General features: G+C 41.0%; 21 protein-coding genes. 16 read left to right on the top strand and 5 right to left on the bottom strand.

Going from position 1 to position 20,749, the window contains the following annotated elements:
* Window positions 1–126: 126 nt before the first annotated feature.
* Window positions 127–978, bottom strand: coding sequence for a dimethylarginine dimethylaminohydrolase family protein (locus tag SporoP8_RS08845; RefSeq protein ID WP_420066726.1), 852 nt, complete (start codon window positions 976–978; stop codon window positions 127–129).
* A gap of 150 nt (window positions 979–1,128) precedes the next feature.
* Between SporoP8_RS08845 and SporoP8_RS08840 the strand changes: the two genes are divergently transcribed.
* A complete protein-coding gene (locus SporoP8_RS08840) occupies window positions 1,129–2,049 on the top strand; it encodes an NADP-dependent oxidoreductase (RefSeq protein ID WP_085132164.1) in 921 nt (306 codons plus the stop codon).
* 173 nt (window positions 2,050–2,222) lie between these two features.
* Window positions 2,223–3,671: a Na+/H+ antiporter NhaC gene (nhaC, locus tag SporoP8_RS08835; RefSeq protein WP_085132163.1), complete on the top strand. Its 1,449-nt coding sequence runs from the start codon at window positions 2,223–2,225 to the stop codon at window positions 3,669–3,671.
* A gap of 39 nt (window positions 3,672–3,710) precedes the next feature.
* On the opposite strand, the gene SporoP8_RS08830 is transcribed toward nhaC, so the two are convergent.
* Window positions 3,711–4,961 (bottom strand): HTH domain-containing protein, encoded by a 1,251-nt coding sequence (locus tag SporoP8_RS08830; protein ID WP_085132162.1) that lies wholly within the window; start codon window positions 4,959–4,961, stop codon window positions 3,711–3,713.
* A gap of 88 nt (window positions 4,962–5,049) precedes the next feature.
* Here SporoP8_RS08830 and SporoP8_RS08825 point away from each other — a divergent pair, with 88 nt between their 5' ends.
* From SporoP8_RS08825 to SporoP8_RS08790, 8 genes are all read left to right on the top strand, one after another.
* Window positions 5,050–6,162 carry a mandelate racemase/muconate lactonizing enzyme family protein gene (locus tag SporoP8_RS08825; RefSeq protein ID WP_085132161.1) on the top strand — a complete coding sequence of 371 codons (1,113 nt, stop codon included), beginning with the start codon at window positions 5,050–5,052 and terminating at the stop codon, window positions 6,160–6,162.
* The gene (locus SporoP8_RS08820) at window positions 6,159–6,815 is read left to right on the top strand and encodes a GNAT family N-acetyltransferase (RefSeq protein ID WP_085132160.1); all 657 of its coding nucleotides are present in this window, start codon (window positions 6,159–6,161) and stop codon (window positions 6,813–6,815) included. The genes SporoP8_RS08825 and SporoP8_RS08820 overlap by 4 nt, the downstream gene beginning before the upstream one ends.
* A 141-nt stretch (window positions 6,816–6,956) precedes the next feature.
* Window positions 6,957–8,003: a selenide, water dikinase SelD gene (gene selD, locus SporoP8_RS08815; protein ID WP_085132159.1), complete on the top strand. Its 1,047-nt coding sequence runs from the start codon at window positions 6,957–6,959 to the stop codon at window positions 8,001–8,003.
* A gap of 21 nt (window positions 8,004–8,024) precedes the next feature.
* Window positions 8,025–9,059, top strand: a complete 1,035-nt coding sequence (mnmH, locus tag SporoP8_RS08810; protein WP_085132158.1) for a tRNA 2-selenouridine(34) synthase MnmH — start codon at window positions 8,025–8,027, stop codon at window positions 9,057–9,059.
* Between the two features lie 212 nt (window positions 9,060–9,271).
* Complete coding sequence (locus SporoP8_RS08805; protein WP_085132157.1) at window positions 9,272–9,700, top strand: YugN family protein; 429 nt, start codon at window positions 9,272–9,274, stop codon at window positions 9,698–9,700.
* 171 nt (window positions 9,701–9,871) lie between these two features.
* A complete protein-coding gene (locus tag SporoP8_RS08800) occupies window positions 9,872–11,164 on the top strand; it encodes an MFS transporter (protein WP_085132156.1) in 1,293 nt (430 codons plus the stop codon).
* Between the two features lie 126 nt (window positions 11,165–11,290).
* Window positions 11,291–11,533 carry a PepSY domain-containing protein gene (locus SporoP8_RS08795; RefSeq protein ID WP_232319127.1) on the top strand — a complete coding sequence of 81 codons (243 nt, stop codon included), beginning with the start codon at window positions 11,291–11,293 and terminating at the stop codon, window positions 11,531–11,533.
* A gap of 94 nt (window positions 11,534–11,627) precedes the next feature.
* Window positions 11,628–12,107 (top strand): GAF domain-containing protein, encoded by a 480-nt coding sequence (locus tag SporoP8_RS08790; protein ID WP_085132155.1) that lies wholly within the window; start codon window positions 11,628–11,630, stop codon window positions 12,105–12,107.
* A 358-nt stretch (window positions 12,108–12,465) separates the two neighbouring features.
* Here the strand turns inward: SporoP8_RS08790 and SporoP8_RS08785 are convergent, their stop codons facing one another.
* Window positions 12,466–13,788, bottom strand: coding sequence for a sodium-dependent transporter (locus tag SporoP8_RS08785; protein WP_085132154.1), 1,323 nt, complete (start codon window positions 13,786–13,788; stop codon window positions 12,466–12,468).
* Between the two features lie 172 nt (window positions 13,789–13,960).
* On the opposite strand from SporoP8_RS08785, the gene SporoP8_RS08780 reads away from it, so the two are divergent.
* From SporoP8_RS08780 to SporoP8_RS08770, 3 genes are all read left to right on the top strand, one after another.
* Complete coding sequence (locus SporoP8_RS08780) at window positions 13,961–14,413, top strand: helix-turn-helix transcriptional regulator (RefSeq protein WP_085132153.1); 453 nt, start codon at window positions 13,961–13,963, stop codon at window positions 14,411–14,413.
* 15 nt (window positions 14,414–14,428) lie between these two features.
* Entirely contained in the window at window positions 14,429–15,586 is a 1,158-nt protein-coding gene (locus tag SporoP8_RS08775; protein ID WP_085132152.1) for a PstS family phosphate ABC transporter substrate-binding protein, read from the top strand.
* 153 nt (window positions 15,587–15,739) lie between these two features.
* On the top strand, window positions 15,740–16,105 hold the full coding sequence (locus SporoP8_RS08770) for a hypothetical protein (RefSeq protein WP_085132151.1): 366 nt from the start codon (window positions 15,740–15,742) through the stop codon (window positions 16,103–16,105).
* Between the two features lie 41 nt (window positions 16,106–16,146).
* On the opposite strand, the gene SporoP8_RS08765 is transcribed toward SporoP8_RS08770, so the two are convergent.
* Window positions 16,147–17,502, bottom strand: coding sequence for an S-layer homology domain-containing protein (locus SporoP8_RS08765; protein WP_085132150.1), 1,356 nt, complete (start codon window positions 17,500–17,502; stop codon window positions 16,147–16,149).
* A gap of 116 nt (window positions 17,503–17,618) precedes the next feature.
* Window positions 17,619–18,008 (bottom strand): OsmC family protein, encoded by a 390-nt coding sequence (locus SporoP8_RS08760; RefSeq protein WP_085132149.1) that lies wholly within the window; start codon window positions 18,006–18,008, stop codon window positions 17,619–17,621.
* Window positions 18,009–18,138: 130 nt separating this feature from the next.
* Between SporoP8_RS08760 and SporoP8_RS08755 the strand changes: the two genes are divergently transcribed.
* The 3 genes from SporoP8_RS08755 (at window position 18,139) to SporoP8_RS08745 (ending at window position 20,707) form a co-directional block, all read left to right on the top strand.
* Window positions 18,139–18,273 (top strand): YfhE family protein, encoded by a 135-nt coding sequence (locus SporoP8_RS08755; protein ID WP_085132148.1) that lies wholly within the window; start codon window positions 18,139–18,141, stop codon window positions 18,271–18,273.
* Window positions 18,274–18,416: 143 nt separating this feature from the next.
* A complete protein-coding gene (locus tag SporoP8_RS08750; protein ID WP_198165994.1) occupies window positions 18,417–19,391 on the top strand; it encodes an alpha/beta hydrolase in 975 nt (324 codons plus the stop codon).
* A 23-nt stretch (window positions 19,392–19,414) separates the two neighbouring features.
* Complete coding sequence (locus SporoP8_RS08745; protein ID WP_085132146.1) at window positions 19,415–20,707, top strand: helix-turn-helix domain-containing protein; 1,293 nt, start codon at window positions 19,415–19,417, stop codon at window positions 20,705–20,707.
* The last annotated feature ends 42 nt before the right edge of the window (window positions 20,708–20,749 follow it).

The following is a 20,749-nucleotide window of genomic DNA, read 5'->3' as shown; positions in this document are numbered from 1 at the left end:
ATCAATTGAGCTCGATATACCTGAGCTGAATGATGAGCAAAACTACTATATAGATGTACTCGAATAAAAAAACTGAAGCATAATCAGCACACTAACTAGTGTGGTGATTGACTTCAGTCTTTCTCTTTAACCGCGTTCTACAGGCATCGAGCAACATCTGAACGAACCGCCTGATTTAATGATTTCAGAAAAGTCGACCTCAATGACTTTAAAACCGTGTGCACGCAAGTCTTTATTCACTTTTTCATTTTGAGGCAAGCTGAATACTTTATTGTTGCCTATTGAAAGTACATTCGTACCAAGTGAGAACTGTTCATCCTCGGCTACTTCAATAAGCTCATAGGAAGCAGCAAACAAATCGATTGTTTGCTGATCAAAAGCGGCAGGGAAGTAGAGTGCTTTCTTGGATGACAGAAGATTGAAGACGCAATCCAAATGTAAGTAGCGCCCATCGAACGGAATTCGCTTAATGTTATGATCAGGCAATTTTCCTTCGAGTTTACTGACCGCTTCCACGGATGTACGGCTGCTGATACCGATATAGATCGTATCACGGTCGACGATAATGTCGCCACCTTCCATTCGATCGGTGGCGGACTGATAGGGAATATCTTGCGCAACCAGCCATTCTTTGAGTGTGATTTCTTCACCTTTTCGAATATTTGCAGCTAAGTCGGCAATGAATACATCATTGCCGATCGTGAATCCGATATCTCGTGTAAAAACTTGTTCAGGGTATTTTTCAGAAGTAGGGAGCGTGATGACTTCCACTCCATTTTCTTTCAAGAGCTTTTCAAATTCTGCGTGCTGACTCATTGCACGTTGTATATCGATATTTTCATCTTCATACTTTTTCTGTACTTCGTTAATGACTTCATCGATCGCCATAAATTCTGGCGGGCATAAAATGACTCGGCGTAACGTATCGTATTCCGTTATACATTTTATAGAATCAGTTTTTTGTATATTAGCTGTCAATGGCAGCGCGCCTCCCATTTTTGTAAGTACTTTATATTATTCCCGTTTGTGAAGTTTTATAAACGTATTCTACATAGGAGCTGATTTCTTCGAATTAATGGAAGAGAAACGGTAAGATTAACTTAGTATGAAATAGAAGGGGAGGATAATATGAAAGCGATTGTTAAACAGAGTGCAAAAACAAATGACATTGCTTTATTGGAAGTCCCTGTTCCGGAAATAAATAATGATGAGCTTCTGATTGAAGTTCGGGCAATAGGTGTAGGAATACATGATGAATACTTTCTGCCACAGAATATTTCTTATCCGTACACAATTGGAATCGAAGCCGCCGGAGTGGTACAAGAAGTAGGAAGTTCTGTTTCGTCCTATGAAAAAGGCGACCGGATTGCGTTTATCAGCATGCTGCAGCCAAAAGGCGGAACGTGGGCAGAATACGTAGCGGTCCATAAAGATTCTCTCAGCTTCCGTATCCCTGAAAATATGACGTTTGAGCAAGCAGCGGCTATTCCGGTAGCTGGCAATACGGCATTAAAAGCAATTGAGCCACTGCAACTTCGGCCTGGGAATTCTATATTTATTGCTGGTGCGTCCGGTGCGATTGGTACATTTTTGATTCAATTAGCAAAAGAAAAGGGATATGTAGTGGCAAGTTCAGCTTCGAAAAGGAATCATCAGTATATGAAGGAGCTGGGTGCCGACTTTACAGTAGATTATCGCGATGCAAATTGGCAACAGCAGATTACTGACTGGATGCCTGGAGGCGTGGACGCAGCCATTGCAGTACAGCCAAAAACGACGACAGACAGTATGAAGGTAGTGAAAGACGGTGGACATGTCACCAGTATTTCGGGTGATCAAGTACCTTCTGAGCGCGGAGTGTCAGTAGAAATAGTATCGCATCAATTGGATATACGTAATGAACTGAGCCGAATGGTGAAGCGCATTGCAGATAATGATATGAAACTGGTCATAGAGGAAGTCTATCCTTTTGCTGAAGGGTTTGAAGCTTTAAAAAAAACACAGACGAGACATGCCAGGGGGAAATTAGTATTATCGATGAATAAGTGAGACAAATATTTACAAGACAGTCGCCAAGTGCGGCTGTCTTTTTATGTGCAAAAAGCATGTTTCGAAAACGCTTACAAAATTTGCATTGACAAGCAATTCAGGAAACGCTTACTATAAGTTAAACGACAGTATGGCGACGGTTTAGAATTATCTGGAGATTGGTGGGGGAAATCATGGAAACACAGAGACAGAAAAAGGATATAAGTTTTTGGTGGGCGATCCTGCCACTAGTATTAATGATTATGGTTATGATTGTAACGGTGGTAAAACTAGAGCAAGGTCCGCATATGCCGTTAATAGTAGGTACTTCCATTGCAGCTCTTGTCGCTTGGCGCCATGGTTTCTCTTGGAAAGAGATCGAAGAAATGATGTACAAGGGAATTCGCTTAGCACTTCCTGCAGTAATCATTATTATGCTCGTTGGATTAGTGATTGGCTCATGGATGGGCGGTGGAATTGTCGCTACGATGATATTTTATGGATTGAAAATCATTACACCATCTTGGTTCCTTGTTGCGATTGCGTTAATTTGTGCTATCGTTTCCTTAGCGATCGGTAGTTCATGGTCCACAATGGCAACAATTGGTGTAGCAGGTATGGGTATCGGCTTAAGTATGGGAATTCCTGCTGGTATGGTAGCGGGGGCTGTAATTTCTGGCGCGTACTTTGGAGATAAGATGTCACCACTATCGGACACAACCAACTTAGCCGCAGGTCTTACAGGAACGGATTTGTTCGATCATATTAAACATATGTTGTATACGACGATTCCTGGATTAGTTATAGCTTTGGCTGTGTTTACATTCTTGGGAAGAAAATTTGGATCGGGTGAAGCTGAATTGACGTCGATTGCAAAAACGTCCCAAGTCATGCAAGAGAACTTCGTTATATCGCCCTGGCTATTGCTAGTTCCATTGGTAGTCATCGTAATGGTCGCAATGAAGATTCCTGCAGTACCGGCATTGATTATTGGAATTGTTTTAGGTTTTTTAGCGCAAGTAACTATTCAATCGGGGACTTTTGCAGATGCGCTCGGTGCTCTGCAAAGTGGTTTCGCAATCGAGACAGGCAACCAGCTAGTTGATAAACTATTTAATGGCGGTGGCTTAGATAGTATGATGTATACCGTCTCTATGACTATTGTGGCCATGACCTTCGGTGGTATTCTTGAGTATTCAGGTATGTTACGGGCAATTATGATGCAATTGCTGAAAGTGGTAAAGTCGACGTCTACATTAATTATTTCAACGATTGGTGCATGTGTCATGACCAATGCCACTTGTTCTGAACAATACGTTTCGATTGTTGTACCTTCCAGAATGTTTAGTAAGACATATAAAGATATGGGATTGAGCTCGAAGAACCTGTCGCGTGCACTGGAAGACGGTGGGACACTTACATCCGTATTTATTCCTTGGAATACTTGTGGTGTGTTTATATTTGGTACGCTCGGTGTCAGTGTAGTAGAATACGGCCCATACGCTATATTGAATTTCGCTGTACCTCTGATTTCGATTATCTATGCTTTAACCGGTTTTTCTATTGTCAAAATGACATCTGAAGAAATTGTGGAAATGAATGAGCAAGAAGCGAAGTTGGAACTTGAGGCGCAACTTGAATAATTAAAAAAGCAAAGCCGAGTTATTAACGGCTTTGCTTTTTTAATAAATCGTAAGCTTCATTTTGTACAATGCGCGTGGTCTTCCTTGGCTGTAAGTCATTTCTTCGCCAACCGTATAGATGAATTGTTGTTCCATTAGCTTTTTAATTGTCCGTTCAGCAGTTCTTCTGGAGACGGCTAAATACCCTGCCAAGTCATTAGCGGTGAACGGGGCAGATTGTCTGAATTCATCAAACTGCGTTAGCTTGGAAATGACTGCAGGGCTCAATGTAGTCTTTTCACTGATCGTAAGCAAATCTGGGTTGTCCAACTTCATGGCAACTGACGGCTTTGTTGCAGGCAAAGGACCGTGTAGGTTCTTATGTTCATCTAGCATAAAGACTCCTTTGTTGACCGCTTGTTTGCAGAGTTGCAGTGCACTGATCGCATTGTCACTTGCTTCTACCGTTGTTAGTCCTAATCCAAAAGACAACGTGGATGCAGGTTGAAGCGATTCACAGAACTGGACGAAGACTTTTAACGCGAAAATAAATTCGATGGTGCCTAGGGTAGTGTAGAAAAAGAAGCTGTCCTCTTTTTCTATCCATTGCGCCTGCAAGTAGTTTGCTAGTTTTTCTATGGCGTCCTGAGGAAGTTTCTTAGGTTGATGAACTTGTAGTACTCCAACAGCGACCTTAGTTGCTTCGCTTCTTGCAAAATCTGCTTGTTGGACTGCATGTTCTAGTGCACGTAAAATATTGCTTGCAGGATCGAGCATTCGAAATGATGGGATGCCTGCCGCTTGTAATTGATCGTATACGGCATGCACACTAGTTACTGCCATTTTTGACTTTCCGCTTGTAACATGCTCAATATGAAAATTCACAACCGCTTGTAAATCACTGTTGGATTGCAGTTCATGTATAGCAGGCTTTTGTATGGAAGAGAAAGGATCGATATCTTGTAGGATCTGTTCGATATGTTTTCGTTCTTTTATATCTATAGAAATATCATGAATTGCCATATTTTTTTCTGAAGCAAGGTATAATAAAGTGACAGCGATTGTATGTTCATTTTGTTGGATATAAAATGCTGGAATTGAGATGGTCTGAAGAACTTGTTTGGACGCCTCGTAAGGCAAGGAGCCAGAGAACAAAATGGCGTGACAAGGTTTCATTGTCTGTAGTAGATAGGGAGCATCAGACGGCCTGTCGTATCGATAGTAATCAATTCGTATAGTATGGGGCAACATAATACTCTCTGCTTGCCGACAAAATTCTTGTGAGCCGATCAATGCAATGGTAACCTTCATAATGGGACCCCCTCTTTTCATTAACGACTATTTAACGACAATCATACAATACAGATGAAATGCTGCCAATAGGAAAGGAAGAGAAATAATGAAAATAACTGAAATTGAAGTGTTTGCGATTAGATTACCGCTCTATGAACCATTTGTGATCAGCTATGCATCGTATAGTGATATGCCATCTATTATTGTAAAAATGACGACAGATACTGGGCATGTTGGGTACGGTGAAGCAGTAGCGGACGATCATGTAACAGGGGAAAGTTGGGAAGGTACATTTGCTGTACTCCGCCATACACTTGCTCCTATTTTACTTGGTGAAAATCCAAGTCGCTTTGGGAAAATTCATGAAGTGATGGATCAGGCGATTTATGGTGTGCCTACAGCAAAAGCAGCGCTCGACATGGCGTGCTTTGACGTAGTAGGCAAGATATATGGTATCCCCGCTTATGATTTACTTGGTGGACGTTATCATGAGAAGTTTCCGGTTACACATGTATTAAGTATCGCTTCACCTGAACATATGGCACAAGAGGCTGCCGAACGTGTAGCATTGGGCTATAGTTCATTAAAGATGAAAGTCGGTACCAATGCAGTGGAAGACGTCAAGCGAATTCAAGCAGTGCGCGAGCGCGTAGGGAAAGAAACCGCAATCCGTGTGGATGTCAATCAAGGCTGGGTTAACAGCTCTACGACATTACAAGCAATGAAGCAATTGGAAAGCTGTGAACTGGATTGGCTCGAGCAACCAGTAAAAGCGGATGATATCGATGCAATGGTAGAAATCAAATCGAAAATCGCGACACCTTTAATGGTAGATGAAGGATTGCGTGGAGTGCGCGAAATGCGTGAAATTATCGCAAAGCGTGCAGCAGATAAAGTGAATATCAAACTCATGAAATGTGGGGGTATGTATCCTGCAATGAAGCTTGCACATATGGCTGAGATGGCGGGTATGGAATGTCAGGTTGGATCGATGGTGGAGTCGTCTATTGGATCTGCAGCGGGCTTCCATGTAGCTTTCTCACAAAAAGCGATGACAAGTGTAGAATTGACTGGGCCGTTGAAATTCAGTAAAGACGTCGGCAATCTGCACTATGATGTACCGTTTATTGAACTCAATGAAAAACCTGGATTGGGTATCGATGTAGATGAGCAAGCTTTAGAAGAATTGACAGTGCGTAAAGAAAAGGTGTCTTTATGACGTTGCAAGCATCACTTTCACTTCTAACTGAAGATCATTTGCCAGAAGTTGTAGCTTTACAAGAACGGGTCATTGCTGTTCTCGAGCAACCGGAATTCCTGCAATCGTTAACGAATGAAGAGTTTGTGTATATCTTACGCGGCAATGGCATAATGGCGGGAGCTTTCGTAGAAGGTCGTCTCGTCGCTTTCCGTGCCATGTTGGATCCTGGTGAAGACGATGAGCATTTAGGAATCGATGTGGGAATATCGCAAAACGAATTATCCAATGTGCTGTACTCGGAGATTTCAGCTGTGGATCCAGACTTTAGGGGAAACGGATTACAGACGACATTGGGTAAATGGCTGATGGAACATGTAGAGAAAGATCGCTATCGCTATATTTGTACAACTGTTGCACCTTTTAATATCCCGAGCTTGAAAGATAAATTTGCACTGGGTTTACGAATTAAAGGACTCAAAGTTAAATATGGCCATAAACTTCGTTATATTTTATTCAAGGATCTTCAAGAGCCTTTCTGTGAAAAGACTTCGCAACAAAAATCTCTTCTAATGGAGAATACTGAAGAGCAACAAAAATTGCTGGAAGAAGGTTGGATTGGGGAATATATTGAGAGAAAAGACGACCATTGGTATGTAATATACGTGAAATAATAGATTTGTAACATGTAAGACTATGCCGTAAAGCGTAGTCTTTTTTTCATTCGCCGGATGATTTTCAAGTGCCCAACAGATGTAGAATGCAAACTCTATGGTAAAATTAAGGAACTACAAATTGAAAGGTTGATATCCGTAATGCGAAAATCTTCTATAAACCTCACTTCATTATCTTCAAAAGGAGGCTGTGGTTGTAAAATAGGACCTGCTGATTTAGCTGAAGTTCTTCGTACACTGCCTCCTGGTCTCGCGGATCCTAATTTACTTGTTGGATTGGATACAGGCGACGACGCAGGTGTATATAAGATAAATGATACGACTGCTATCGTGCAGACACTTGATTTCTTCACACCCATTGTCAATGATCCATACGATTTTGGACAAGTGGCGGCGGCAAATGCAATCAGTGATGTCTATGCAATGGGTGGTACACCAATTACAGCATTGAACATCGTCGCATTTCCCATTCACACACTTGATCGCAGTATCTTGACGGAGATCTTGCGCGGAGCTGCTGACAAATTGAAAGAAGCCGGTGCAGTACTCGTTGGTGGCCACTCCATTGACGATCAAGAGCCAAAGTTTGGTATGCAAGTAACTGGAACTGTGCATCCTGATAAGATTCGTACAAATGCAGGAGCAAAACCTGGCGATGTGTTGATTCTGACAAAACCAATTGGCGTAGGTATCATGACCACTTCGTTGAAAAACGGATTATTATCTGAAGAAGAAGAAATTCACGTTACAAAAGTGATGACAACGCTCAATAAAACTGCTGCTGAAGTGATGGATAATTACAGTATTCATGCTTCAACAGACGTGACGGGCTTTGGTTTGCTTGGACATGCTTCTGAAATGGCAACAGGTAGTGGAGTATGCTTGCGAATCGATAACGAGAAAGTTCCTGTTTTACCACGTACAAGAGAACTGGCAGAATCCGGTTCAGTTCCAGGTGGTACGAAAAACAACTTTGCACATATAGAAAATATGGTCGAATATCCTGAATCATTGGATCAAGTTGGCAGATGGATTTTATGTGACGCAGTAACTTCTGGCGGTTTGCTTGTAGCAGTTGCTGGAAATGAAGCACATCGTTTGCATGAGAACTTGCGTGAAGCTGGAGTCGATGCACATATTATTGGAGAAGTAACTGATGAGTATAATGGTCGAATCATCGTGCAGTAAATCAAGGAGATGGGAAATTACATGGTACGAGACATTGCATTGACGGAAGCGCTCGAATTACAGAAAAATCATTCACATACATTAGTCGACGTACGCTCTCCGAAAGAGTTTGAAGAAGCAACTATTCCAGGTAGTATCAACATTCCGATTTTCACCAATGAAGAACGTGCGGAAGTGGGTACACTTTATAAGCAAGTAGGAAAACAAGCCGCGATGGATCATGGTTTGGCTATCTTCTCTAAGAAGCTACCCGAATTCATTGCGGAGTTTAGGAAAATCGACACGCAAATCACTGTGTTTTGCTGGCGTGGCGGCATGCGAAGCAAAACTGCAATGACCGTATTGGAATTGATGGGAATCCGCTCTAGTCGAATCAGTGGCGGGATTCATACCTATCGTCAGTGGGTCATTGCACGACTGCAAGAACCAATCAAACCTAAATTGCTCGTACTAAACGGTTATACAGGAAGCGGTAAGACGAAGATTCTTCATAAGCTGAAGGAAGACGGTTGTCCGGTCATTGATCTAGAAGGGATGGCAGGTCATCGTGGTTCGATATTCGGACAAATCGGTGTTCAGCCGAACAACCAGAAAAAATTCGAATTGCTAATTGCAAATAAACTCGAAAAGTATGAAAATGAACCGTATATCTTTATAGAGGGCGAAAGCAAACGCATAGGACAAGTACATATGCCGGAACTACTGTTTGAGAAAAAAGGACAGAGTCCACAATGGGTTATTAGACTACCAGTCAATGTACGTGTCGAAGAAATCCTTTCCGAGTATGAACCGGAAAAACAACCGGATTTGTTTCTAGAAGCATTTGCAAGAATTCGCAAACGTATTCATCAACCAATCGCCGTACAAATTCAACAAGATCTGGAGAACGGACGATTCACAGAAGCAGTAGAACAGCTATTGACTCACTACTACGACCCACAATACGAACACTCCGTAGCCCGCTTTGCTACAAATGACCAAGATGTCATCCAAGCTGAAACCGTACAAGAAGCGTATGAAGAATGCTTGAAACGGTATAAAAAGCTAATGAAATAAGTGAAGTTAGACTATCCTTTTGGGTAGTCTTTTCTATTACGTGAAAAAAACTAGTTGATGGAATTTGCCCTCGCGCATACTTACAATTCAAGTAATTATTTTTCAGTTCGATAAAATGCAAAAGTTTGTCAAATGATTAAATAGGGTATTCTAAAAACTATCATCAGTCAGACATTCAACAAGAAAAACTCATATAGAAAAGAGGAAATGTCATGATCGAACTTAAAACAAATTTGCCGGGAAAAAAGTCGCTATTTGGAGATGCGTGTAACATACTCATAGAACATGATATCCAAATGGGAGGTAACTGGGACTTCGATCGCGGAAACTTCGATACCATTTTGAATCAAGACGGTAGTGATACGATCTACTTAAGAATACCTTTTCACGTAGTTGACGGGGAACTCGATGAAGATAGTGCCATGATCGAATTTGACGTACCATTTATTATTAATCACGTAGTAAATATTGGATTGGATGACGATGACAGTCCTGTATTAGCTTCTGTTGGCCTAGACCAGTTCCAAACACCCGAAGATAAAGATGGACCTATTGTATACGATGAAAAATGGGTTCGTGAAGGTGAAGCACGAATAGCAAAATTTTCAGATCACCCTATTTTTATCGCTCCGCTAATATAGAACTTCATATTTTAAAAGAAGCAAGCAGCCCTAGAAAAATCGGGATTGCTTGTTTTTTGTATGGAAAAGACCTATCTTTTGATTTATCAATATATGTTAAGATGAATAAGGTGTGAAAAGTCAATTAACTTATACGTCTATTATATAGAAATAGAAAGGTTGGGAAATTTCATGTCAAAACGGCAAGATTATGTTTACTACACAAAATCCAAAGAAGCGCAGAAACAATTGTATAAGCGCTCCTTACTTGTCGTGATCATTTCCCAGATATTTAGTGGTGCCGGACTGGCAGCTGGCATTACAGTAGGGGCGCTATTAATTCAAGACATGACGGGAAATGAAAGCTTAGCGGGTATGCCGATTGCACTGTCCACTTTTGGTTCCGCATTCTCTGCTTATCTCGTCGGCAGGCTATCTCAACGTTATGGCCGTCGCCTTGGTCTCGGTGCAGGCTTTATTACCGGTGGTGTAGGAGCATTCGGGGTAATCTTTGCAGTGATGACCGGAAGTCTTGCTGTGTTATTCCTCTTTCTGTTTATCTATGGAGCAGGGACCTCCTCCAATCTACAAGCCCGCTATGCCGGAACAGATCTTGCGAATGAAAAGCAACGGGCCACTGCAGTCAGTGTCGCGTTGGTTTCAACCACAGTCGGTGCAGTAGCCGGACCAAATCTCGTCTTACCTATGGGACATGTGGCAGATTTCATAGGTATACCTTCATTGACCGGTGTATTTCTATTAGCAGGTGTCGCCTATGTATTATCCGGGCTGACATTCTTACTGTTTTTACATCCCGATCCTTTACTCGTTGCACGTGAGATTGAATTGGCCAAACAAAAAGAACGTGGAGAGTCTAGTGAAGGACATGTTGCTCATCAACATACGGCAAATAAGATGGGGATTTGGGTAGGAGGCATAGTACTCGTACTGTCGCATGGCGTCATGGTGGCTATTATGACAATGACCCCTGTCCATATGCAACATCACGGTGCTTCGATATCAGGAATTGGTTTAGTTATCGGTTTACATATCGCAGGAATGTACTTGCCGTCCATTTTTACTGGTGTATTAGTAGACCGAATCGGGCGACCGACTATGGTAATTGCATCAGGAGTGACACTTGCGCTAGCAGGTATTCTCGCGGCTTATGTAGCGGGAGAATCGATAGTGTGGATGTCTGTCTCGCTCATATTACTGGGGGTTGGCTGGAACTTCGGATTAATCAGTGGAACGGCGATTGTTATCGATTCTACTGATGTGTTGACTCGTGCGAAGATCCAGGGAAGCATCGATGTGTTTGTCGCACTAGCAGGGACTGCGGGTGGGCTGGCTTCAGGAATTGTCGTGGCGTTTTTAGGGTTTTCCATGTTAAGTTTCCTTGGAACATATATTTCCTTACTACTTATTCCACTCGTAATTTGGATGCGTTATAAACAAAAAAATGTTTCAGCACAAACCGCCTGACAAAAACGGATTATTTCCTTGGAAATAATCCGTTTTTCATTCGTAACCGACATGCTTAGCTGTGTGGCATCGCTCCACTCTTCCACATAGATTAACAACGTAGAAAGAAATGGGAGGGATCGAATATTGAATCAGCAAAGTGAGTATTGGATGAATCACTGGCAACATCCGCAATATCGTAGAATTTCAATGGAGCAGGCAAATGAAATTGCATTACAAAGAGTACCGGGTGAAGTGGTGAAGTCAGAACTGGAATTTGATGACGGTATGTTGATCTATGAAGTGGATATTCGCACAGCAGAAGGACATAAGTATGAAGTCAAAATAGATGCCGTGACCGGTGAGGTATTGAAGGTAAAATTAGATTGATTAGAAACAAGGAATGAAGCTCGATTACTTTTCCAATACTATTATTCTGTGTATGATAAAAGTAAGAACTATACACAGAAAGCAGGGAATTAGTATGTACACACCCATTGATTATTCCAATAATTTACAAGAGAAGTACGCGCAACTAACAACACAGTTGGATGCACTATTGTCAGGAGAGCCAAACGTATACGCAAACTTAAGCAATGCATCTGCAATACTTAATCAATTCTTCGACCGCATCAATTGGGTAGGATTTTACTTGATGGATGGTGATGAGCTCGTGCTCGGACCATTCCAGGGATTACCGGCTTGTATCCGTATACCGCTTGGTAGAGGTGTTTGCGGGACGGTGGCGAAGACGAAAGAGGGCTTGGTCGTAGCAGATGTCAATGCATTCCCAGGCCATATTGCATGTGACGCAGCATCTCGTTCCGAAGTTGTTGTACCGCTGATTAAAGATGGGGAAGTATTTGGTGTGCTCGACATCGACAGCCCCGAATTAGATCGCTTTACGGAAGACGATTTAGTGGGATTGACGCAAGTAGTAAAAGCGCTAATGAAACATATTTGAGAGAAGAATAGCTGAAGGTGAGAGAGACGTTACTCTGCGTTCCAGGTAGAGGCCGTTTTGGAGATAGGTAAGAGCGGTCGCTGAGTGGCATAGAGCGCCTAACTGGTAGGATAGAGCAATTACCGGGGTTCATAGAGCGGTTAAATAAATAGATAGAGCACTTATGAGGGTTTATTGAGCGGATAACGTGGCAGAATGAGCGTCTTTTCTAAAGAAAACGACAGGAGTAGATTGTAAGTGCAAGTCGACTCCCAAAGGTTCACCGCGAGCTCTCGGAGAAAGCGTCCGCTTGAAATGTCGACCACTTGTTAAATTATAGTTAGAAAAACCACGCCGGAGAAAATCCCCGGCGTGGTTTTTACATGCCTAAAATCCAAGTAAAGAAAATGACGACGATCGCAATCGGTGCGAAATAGCGTACAAGTACTTTCCACAAAGAGTGAAGAGCCGGGTGCATCCCTAACTCTTCCGCTGTATCCTCTTTCGTCAGTACGAAACCGGCAAATAAAGACACAGCTAATGCCCCGAGCGGCATCGCAATTCTACTTGTCAGCAAATCAGCGAAATCAAAAATGGAGTTGCCGAAAATACTGACGTCAGATAATAACCCAAACGATAAGGCACTTGGAATTCCTACTAAAAAGATTAGCCCGCCAAACACCCAAGAAGCACGCTTTCTTCTATCATGCTTTTTACGTATACCTGTAGAAACTACGATTTCGAGCATCGCTATAGCAGATGTCAATGTAGCAAACAGCATCAAGAAAAAGAAAATAATTAAAAACACGCCGCCAAATGGAATTTCATTGAAAATAGCTGGCAGGATGACGAAAATAAGTCCTGGTCCCGCTTCCGGTGAATGTCCTAACGCGAAAACTGCTGGGAAAATAACAAGTCCCGCTAGGATCGAAATCCCAATGTTCAGCATAGAGACATTAAACGCGGACTGTCCGAGCTTCTCCTCTTTCGAAAGATAGGAAGCATAGGTCATCATCGCCGTCACACCGACACTTAGTGAGAAGAATGCCTGTCCCAACGCAACCAAGAAAGTAGTTCCGTTAAAGTAACTCCAATCTGGTACGAATAAGAAACGTACACCTTCCATCGCACCGTCTAGTGTTAGCGAACGAATCGCCAACACAATGAATGACAAGAATAACAAAGGCATGATCCAGCGGCTGGCCCGTTCAATTCCTCCACGAATCCCGCTTTGAACGATAAAGATTGTTAACGCCATAAATAACGCTTGTGCTAATAATACTTCCCATGGATTCGCAATCGTTGCATTGAATAGCTCGCCGTAATCCAGTCCACCTAATTTAAACGTAAAGGCTCGCGCCAAATACGATAAAATCCATCCACCGACAACACTGTAAAACGATAAGATGATGAAAGAAGAGACAAGTCCCATCCATCCAACCCATCCCCAATTGCGTCTCGTTGATAATCTTTTCAAAGAAGTCACGGCATCTGCCTGTCCTCTTCGGCCAATAACAAACTCAGCCAATAAAATCGGTAGACCGATCAATAATGTACAAATAATAAATAACAGCACAAACACGCTGCCACCGTTTGTTCCGGCCATATAAGGAAACTTCCAGATTGCACCTAGACCGATAGCACTGCCAGCAGCCGCTAAAATAAAACCAATCTTGGATGTCCATTGTTCACGCTGTTTCATAAGAGTCCTCGTTTCTTTAACTAAATCACAAAGTTAATAAATCTTATCATAATTTTAAGAAAGAATCGATAGTTGTGAAGTTAACAGAGAGTTTTGAAAACAATTTGCCTAATCTATAATGTTGGTGTAATATTACACCATTAGATGTGAAATGTAACCACGGGGTGATCTAGTGAATCAACAACAATTCGTACAACTGATTTCATTAAAGTTACGGGTAATCCGATTGGAGAAAGAATATTCTCAACAAAAAATGGCGGATGTGTTAGGGCTTTCCAAAAAGACGTTGATTCAAATTGAAAAGGCAAGGGCAACGGCTAGTTGGACAGCTGTCATAGCTGTCTGTGCTTTATTTCGTGAAAGTGAGGTATTGCAAGCTACTGTCGGTGGTGATCCGTTAGAAGTACTGGAAACCATTGCGCATGACGGTATTGACCGCCGAATGGATCAATCTATGGGCGGTAAAGTGTGGTGGCGTGACTTGGAAATGAAAGGACAATTTCGTTTACAGCAAAATGTAATTAGTCAGCATTTCCGTATTTTGGATAATGAGCATTATCGTTGGTACAGTTCGTTTGATGAAGACGAGGCACGGCATCGGCTGGAGGAACTGAGTGGAAAGTAAAAAGGAGGGACGCGTATGATTGCACCCATAGCATTTGCGGTACTTTTATTGATAGCGTTACTATTTTTCACGGGAATTGGATTATTGTATTTATTGTTAATGGGATTGATCCACTATATTCCGTTAGCGCTAAGTGCAATGATCATTGTTTATGTGTGGATCGTTATGATGATCTTTCATGTCTTCAACACGCCGCAACGAAAGCGATTGTTCGGTATTATGGCAGGAGCAGTTCTACTCGGAGCGGCAGTTTGGCCGATAATGCATATATATAAAGAAAGTATTTCAACAGTGGATGCCGAAGTGGAAGTACGTTATTATGAGCCGTTTACAATTGGACAGGAATCCAAGCTTGTCGTACTTGATGAGGCGGCTACACTCGAACTGAAGGATGATTTACCGAGAATAGACGGTGCTACCGCACTATATCCCCTGTATGCAGCTTTTGTTCAAGCAGTCTATCCTAGAAAAGAATACAATCCGTATGATAGTGAAGTAATGGTCAATACAACACCTATCGCTTATGAAAATCTGTTTTCTGGCGAGGTAGATATAATTTTTGCAGCAGGACCTTCAGACGCCCAAATGAAAGTAGCGGAACAACTAGGGCTTGAGCTGAATTTAACACCAGTTGGAAGAGAAGCATTTGTCTTTTTTGTTAATCAAAAAAATCCCATTGATCATCTAGAATTAAAACAAATTCAAGATATCTATGCAGGGAAAATCACCAACTGGGAAGAAGTTGGTGGTAAAAACGAGCCGATTCGTGCATTCCAACGACCGGCAGATAGTGGTAGTCAAACAGGCTTGGAACGGCTGATGGGGGATATTCCGATTATGGATGCTCCAAAGGAAAATGTGCCCGAAGGAATGGGTGGAATAATAACAGAGGTCTCCAAGTATAGGAATTATAAAAATGCGATTGGCTATACATTTCGCTATTACTCAATGGAAATGGTAAGTAACGATGAAATCAAGCTACTCTCAATCAATGGTGTAGAGCCGACGAAAGATACAATCCGTACTGATGAATACCCAATTGCAACAGAATTTTATGTTATCACAGCGGGGACAGACAATCCGAATGTTGAGAAGTTCATTGAATGGATGGTTTCACCGCAAGGACAGGAATTAGTGGAGAAAGTAGGTTATGTGCCAGTGAAGAAGCCGTGAATAAACGGTAATGAAGTAGAAGGAAAAGAAATAACTAATATTTACACGGCTCGCTTTTGTAGTCATTGCGAGCACGTCAGGTGTGTAATGGCTCAATAATCATGTGGAATACACAGTGCATTTTTATCCTTAGCTAATTGGAGCGGTGAAGTAATGGTAAAACGATATTTGAACATAGTATGGCTCGTTATGAGTCTGATTCCAGCGCCATTCCTATTTCATTTTTACGAGTACGGTCAGTATATGAAGCGAGAAGATGCAAAGTATTTACTAGCAGTATCTGTTTTATATATTGTGATAACAGGCATTTTATCTAGTATTATAAAGGTTCGTTACATCTTACTAATGAATATAATTATAGCCATAGTCTCTCTAATATTGGCTATGAATTTCATCTCAGATGATGGTGGATGGTTCAAGCCATTTGGTCGAGACGTTGTCATCTTGCTAACAGCGATCCCAGTTTTCATTGGACAATTATTGATTCGGACGATTGCTAAGCTCGTTATAGATCGATAGAAAAAATGGCATGCCACTAAATTAGAGGCATGCCATTCTTCTTATTTCTTAAGTGTATGTTTCTTACCTGCTTGATCTGTCACGATTAACTGTGTAGCGGTAACTTCCATATCTTTCGCAAGAATAGTAGAAATCTTGCTTGTCTTTTTATCTAACAGATTATATTTATAGACACCTGTTTTGTTGAAATAATACATCGTAGAAAGATCAAACGCTACGGACTTATTATTTTGACTTACTTGGTTGGTTTTCGAAGTAGCTTCGACTTCATCAAAAATAACGCGTGCGTCGAAGTTCAATAATGTCTTTTTATTTTTTCCGTCCATCGCTACTGAATACAGCGTTAACGGATCGTCTAGTGGAGTTGTGGGATCGAATTTGGAATCGAAAACACGCTCTTTGTTCTTTTCAAGTGTATAGTAAATGCGATCGTTCCAAATGAACATATTGCGGAACTTTTGATCAATTGAAATACTACCAATTGTGTAACTCCGGTCATTTACATTCAATTTCACTAGATTATAACCTGCGGGCATTTTATTTCCTGCACTGATCAAGTTCCAATACGGAATGAAAAGATCATCATTGTATAGAATCATTTGATAACCGGACATGAGCAGTACTCGGTTGATTCCGTTGTCTGGCATAGTCGCGCTATCCAAGAGTGTTAAACGTATTCCTGCTTTTTTACTCTCTTTCAATAGCTTAGTAGAAGTTTTATCTTTTGCAATGGTATAAGTAAAACCGTTCTGTTCAATCGTTTTTCCTTTAACACTTACATAAGAACGATAGTCTTTCAACTTCATGGAATCATCCAGTGCGCGTACTAAAAATGCAGCAAACTGAGAACGTGTAACGGAGTCTGCTGGCATATATTTACCTTCAGAGCCGCCCGTAATGCCTTTTTTCGCAATTCCATTAATATCGGGGAATGACCAATGGGTCGGTGATACGTCTACAAACGTTGCTTGATGGTCGACAGGTATGTTAAATGAACGACGAATGATCGCGGCCATATGTGCACGTGAAGTATCTTCACCAGGACGCATGAAACCATTGTCTCCTCGCATGATGCCTTTTTCATTCACAGTTGCGAGAATTTGATAGTATGGAGATTTTTTCGAGACGTCCTTGAATTGCACTGTAGGGTTTTTTATCAATGGAATTTTCAATGCTTTTATTAGCATAGAAGACGCTTGCGCCCGTGTAATGGGATCATTAGGCTTAAAGGTACCATCTGGAAAACCACCGATGATATTACGGTCGGCTAAATACATAATTTCTTTCTTTGCCCAATGCTTGTCTACGTCAGAAAATTGTGCGGCAGCTTGTGCATGAAATGGTATTGCTGCAAAAATCAATAAAACTGTTAACAACCCGACTAGTTTATTCTTCATATAGGTAGACCTCCTTTAGGTATTCTATTAATTATACAGGACTTTAATGGGAAAATAAGGATCTTTAAACAATAAAAACGACAAAAGAAGGAATTCTCTTGTCGGATTATTGAAACTTACTTTGTACCTATCTCGTATGTTTTCACAACATCGATACAACCCATCACGGATTGCAGCATAGAACAATTTTTCTCCGTCAGCATCATGACTCGTGGCATTTTTTCTTCTGTAACGTCTGATCCAATAATAGTGAAATGAAGATGGATCTTTAGTAGGCGGCTTGCATCGTCTTGAGAACGTACAACCTCTTTTACATCAATTGCAATATCTTCTGCCGGCAAACGCATTTTATCAAGGACTTTTCGCATGACGCCACCACCACAAACAGCGATCGATGCAACCATTAGCTGATAGGGACGAAACCCTTTTTCTTCATTTGATGAAATGTGTAATGTACCGAATTCCGTTTCGGTATCAAATCCGTGTTCTGTCATATAAAATTTCATATGGTTCAGCTCCTTTTACAGTTAGTATACGTTGTTTGAGGAAGAAACCCAATGAACGATAACTGTCTTTCTGCGTTTAATTTCAAGGATTTGTGGAACACTGAAATTAGACTGAAAGGAGTGTTGAAACGTGAGTGAAAATAAGCAGCCGCACAAAACATTGACTGATAAAAATAATGGTCTTTCATCCGCACAGGAAGTATTGTACGCCAAAGAGTATAAACGAGCAGATAAGGCTACCGAGCAAGATAACAAGAAGAAGTAAGACATAAAAATAGTAAATGTGGTGTGCCTCAGTAGTCGTTATCCAACTACTGGGGTTTTTCTCATGAAATCGTCCTAACGGATTCTACGCTTTCACTGTATAATAAAAGTAAATGCTAAGACAAAGAGAACGAGGATATAGAAATGAAAAAAATAAGTTGGAAAAAGGTCGTTGTTTTACTAGTTACGATCTTTATTGTCTTTCAGATAGCAGGTAGCTTTTTCTTCTATAATTTGGCCATCAAACGTGGTCCCAAAGACTTCCTTACAAGCAATGCCGACTTGAAAGTATCAGCCGAAACTATGGATGTATTTTTAAATGGAGACTGGTTAGATTGGGTTGATAAACAGGAGTTTGAAGAAATGCATATGACTTCTAGAGATGGTTTAGAGTTAATGGGATATTACTTGCCGGCCAAACAGCCAACTGACAAATTAGTGATTTTGACACATGGTTATTTAGGCCACGCAAAACAGATGGGATTGTACGGTCAATTTTATTATGAAGAACTCGGCTATAATATTTTCATGCCAAATGCTAGAGGACATGGAAAAAGCGGTGGAGATTATTATGGATTTGGTTGGCCTGATCGTTTGGATTTGATAGATTGGACGAACTTGCTTACCAAAAAAGCGGGTACTAACACACAAGTGATCTATCACGGATTGTCTATGGGTGCTGCAACGGTATTGATGGCGAGTGGTGAAAATCTTCCGAATCAAGTGAAGGCAATCATTGCAGATAGTCCGTATCAATCCGTGTATCAGCTTTTTGCCTATCAATTAAATCGGATGTTCCATTTGCCAGCCTTTCCACTGCTTGATAATATGAACTTATTGACAAATGCAAAAGCTGGATATTCGTTGAAGGAAGCAGATGCGCTGAGTGCTGTACAGCGTGCAACTGTACCCATCCTGTATATACACGGCAACGCTGACACATTTGTCCCGACAGATATGGCAAAGAAACTGTATGAAGTAACGGAGAGTGATGCGGACATTTTTTTAGTAGATGATGCGAATCACGGGGAAGCGTTTGTGATGGATCAGGAAGCGTATAAGAAGAGAGCGGAGGAATTCATTCATCAGCATGTATCAGCTATTTCTAGCCAGTACTAGTAAGTGAAAGGAGGTATACATAATTGAAAATTCGTTTAGGTGTGATAGGACCAGGTCATTCGATTGAGATTATAAAGAATGCGGTAAAAGAATTTGATGAAATCATGTTCCTTCCTTTTCCATATACAGAGATGGAAGAAACAAAAGATATTATTATAGCAAACAAAAAATATGTAGATCAATGGTTCTTTTCTGGTCAAGCACCATACGACTATGCAGTATCTAATCAATTAATTATGGAAGAGGAAGGACTCTTTGCGCCCTTAAATAGCAACAGTCTTAATAAAACGCTTTTAGAAGCTCAGTTGCAAGAACAGAGAATCTTTCGCTCTATAAGTTTAGACACGATCCAGACAAAAGATGTCGAAGACCAGACACCTTTGAATCACCTGACTGTACGCACATTTCCTTATGAAGGCTACCATCCGATCAATGAAATTATTGATTTTCATCTGAAAGCATTCGAGGATGGTCAGATTGATGCGGCGATTACTTGCGTAAATACTGTACATAAAAAGTTACGACAATTAGGAATACCATGCTATAAAGTAGCTCCCGATGTTATCGCAGTTCGTCTAATTATCCAGTATTTAAAGCAAAGAGGGGTATCACAGTGGTATCGTAAAGCACAAATCGCCATTATTGCGATTGAAATTTTCCAAAGCGGCTGGGAAGGTCACTTTTCTTATAAAATGAAATATCAAGAATTAGAATTAAAGAAACTGCTTCTAAATTATGCTGAGCGTATTAATGGTTCATTTGTAGAAATAGGTGACGGTCGCTATTTTCTCTATACAACAAGAGGAGAAATGGAGCTTCAGCTAAGTGAGGATTCACTGTTTGATTTAATTCTAGAAGCTGAGCTACAAAGTAAGCTTGAAATACGTATTGGGCTTGGTTATGGTATTACATCATTAGAAGCTGAACAAAATGCCCGATTAGCAATTCAATACGTCAGAGGTAAAGAAAAGAAAATTATTGTTTTCGTAGATGAAAATAAAAAGATCATAGAATCTGAAGGTCATGAGCACTCTATATCTTATGATAATCGAAAGGTTAGCAGTGAGTGGAATGAACTGCTAGTAGCTGCTGAAATAGGTCCCGCAACAGTAGACCGGATTTATTCATTAGCATTGCACTATAGAAAAAACGAAATTACATCCAAAGAGTTAGCGTCTTGGATGAATAGTACGGAACGTAATGCTAGAAGAATACTTACCGAGTTAGAAAATGTCGGACTAGCAAAAGTAGCTGGAGAAGAACAGTCTGGTCAACGTGGCAGACCACGCAAAGTCTATCAACTGCAATTCATTTGAATGCAGACGATTTTAAATGAAGAACATTGCATACACTATCGT

The sequence above is a fragment of the Sporosarcina ureae genome, assembly GCF_002101375.1.
Classification (GTDB): domain Bacteria; phylum Bacillota; class Bacilli; order Bacillales_A; family Planococcaceae; genus Sporosarcina; species Sporosarcina ureae_B.
Note: the sequence above shows the minus strand (reverse complement) of the source record. Positions and strands in the feature narration are given on the sequence as shown.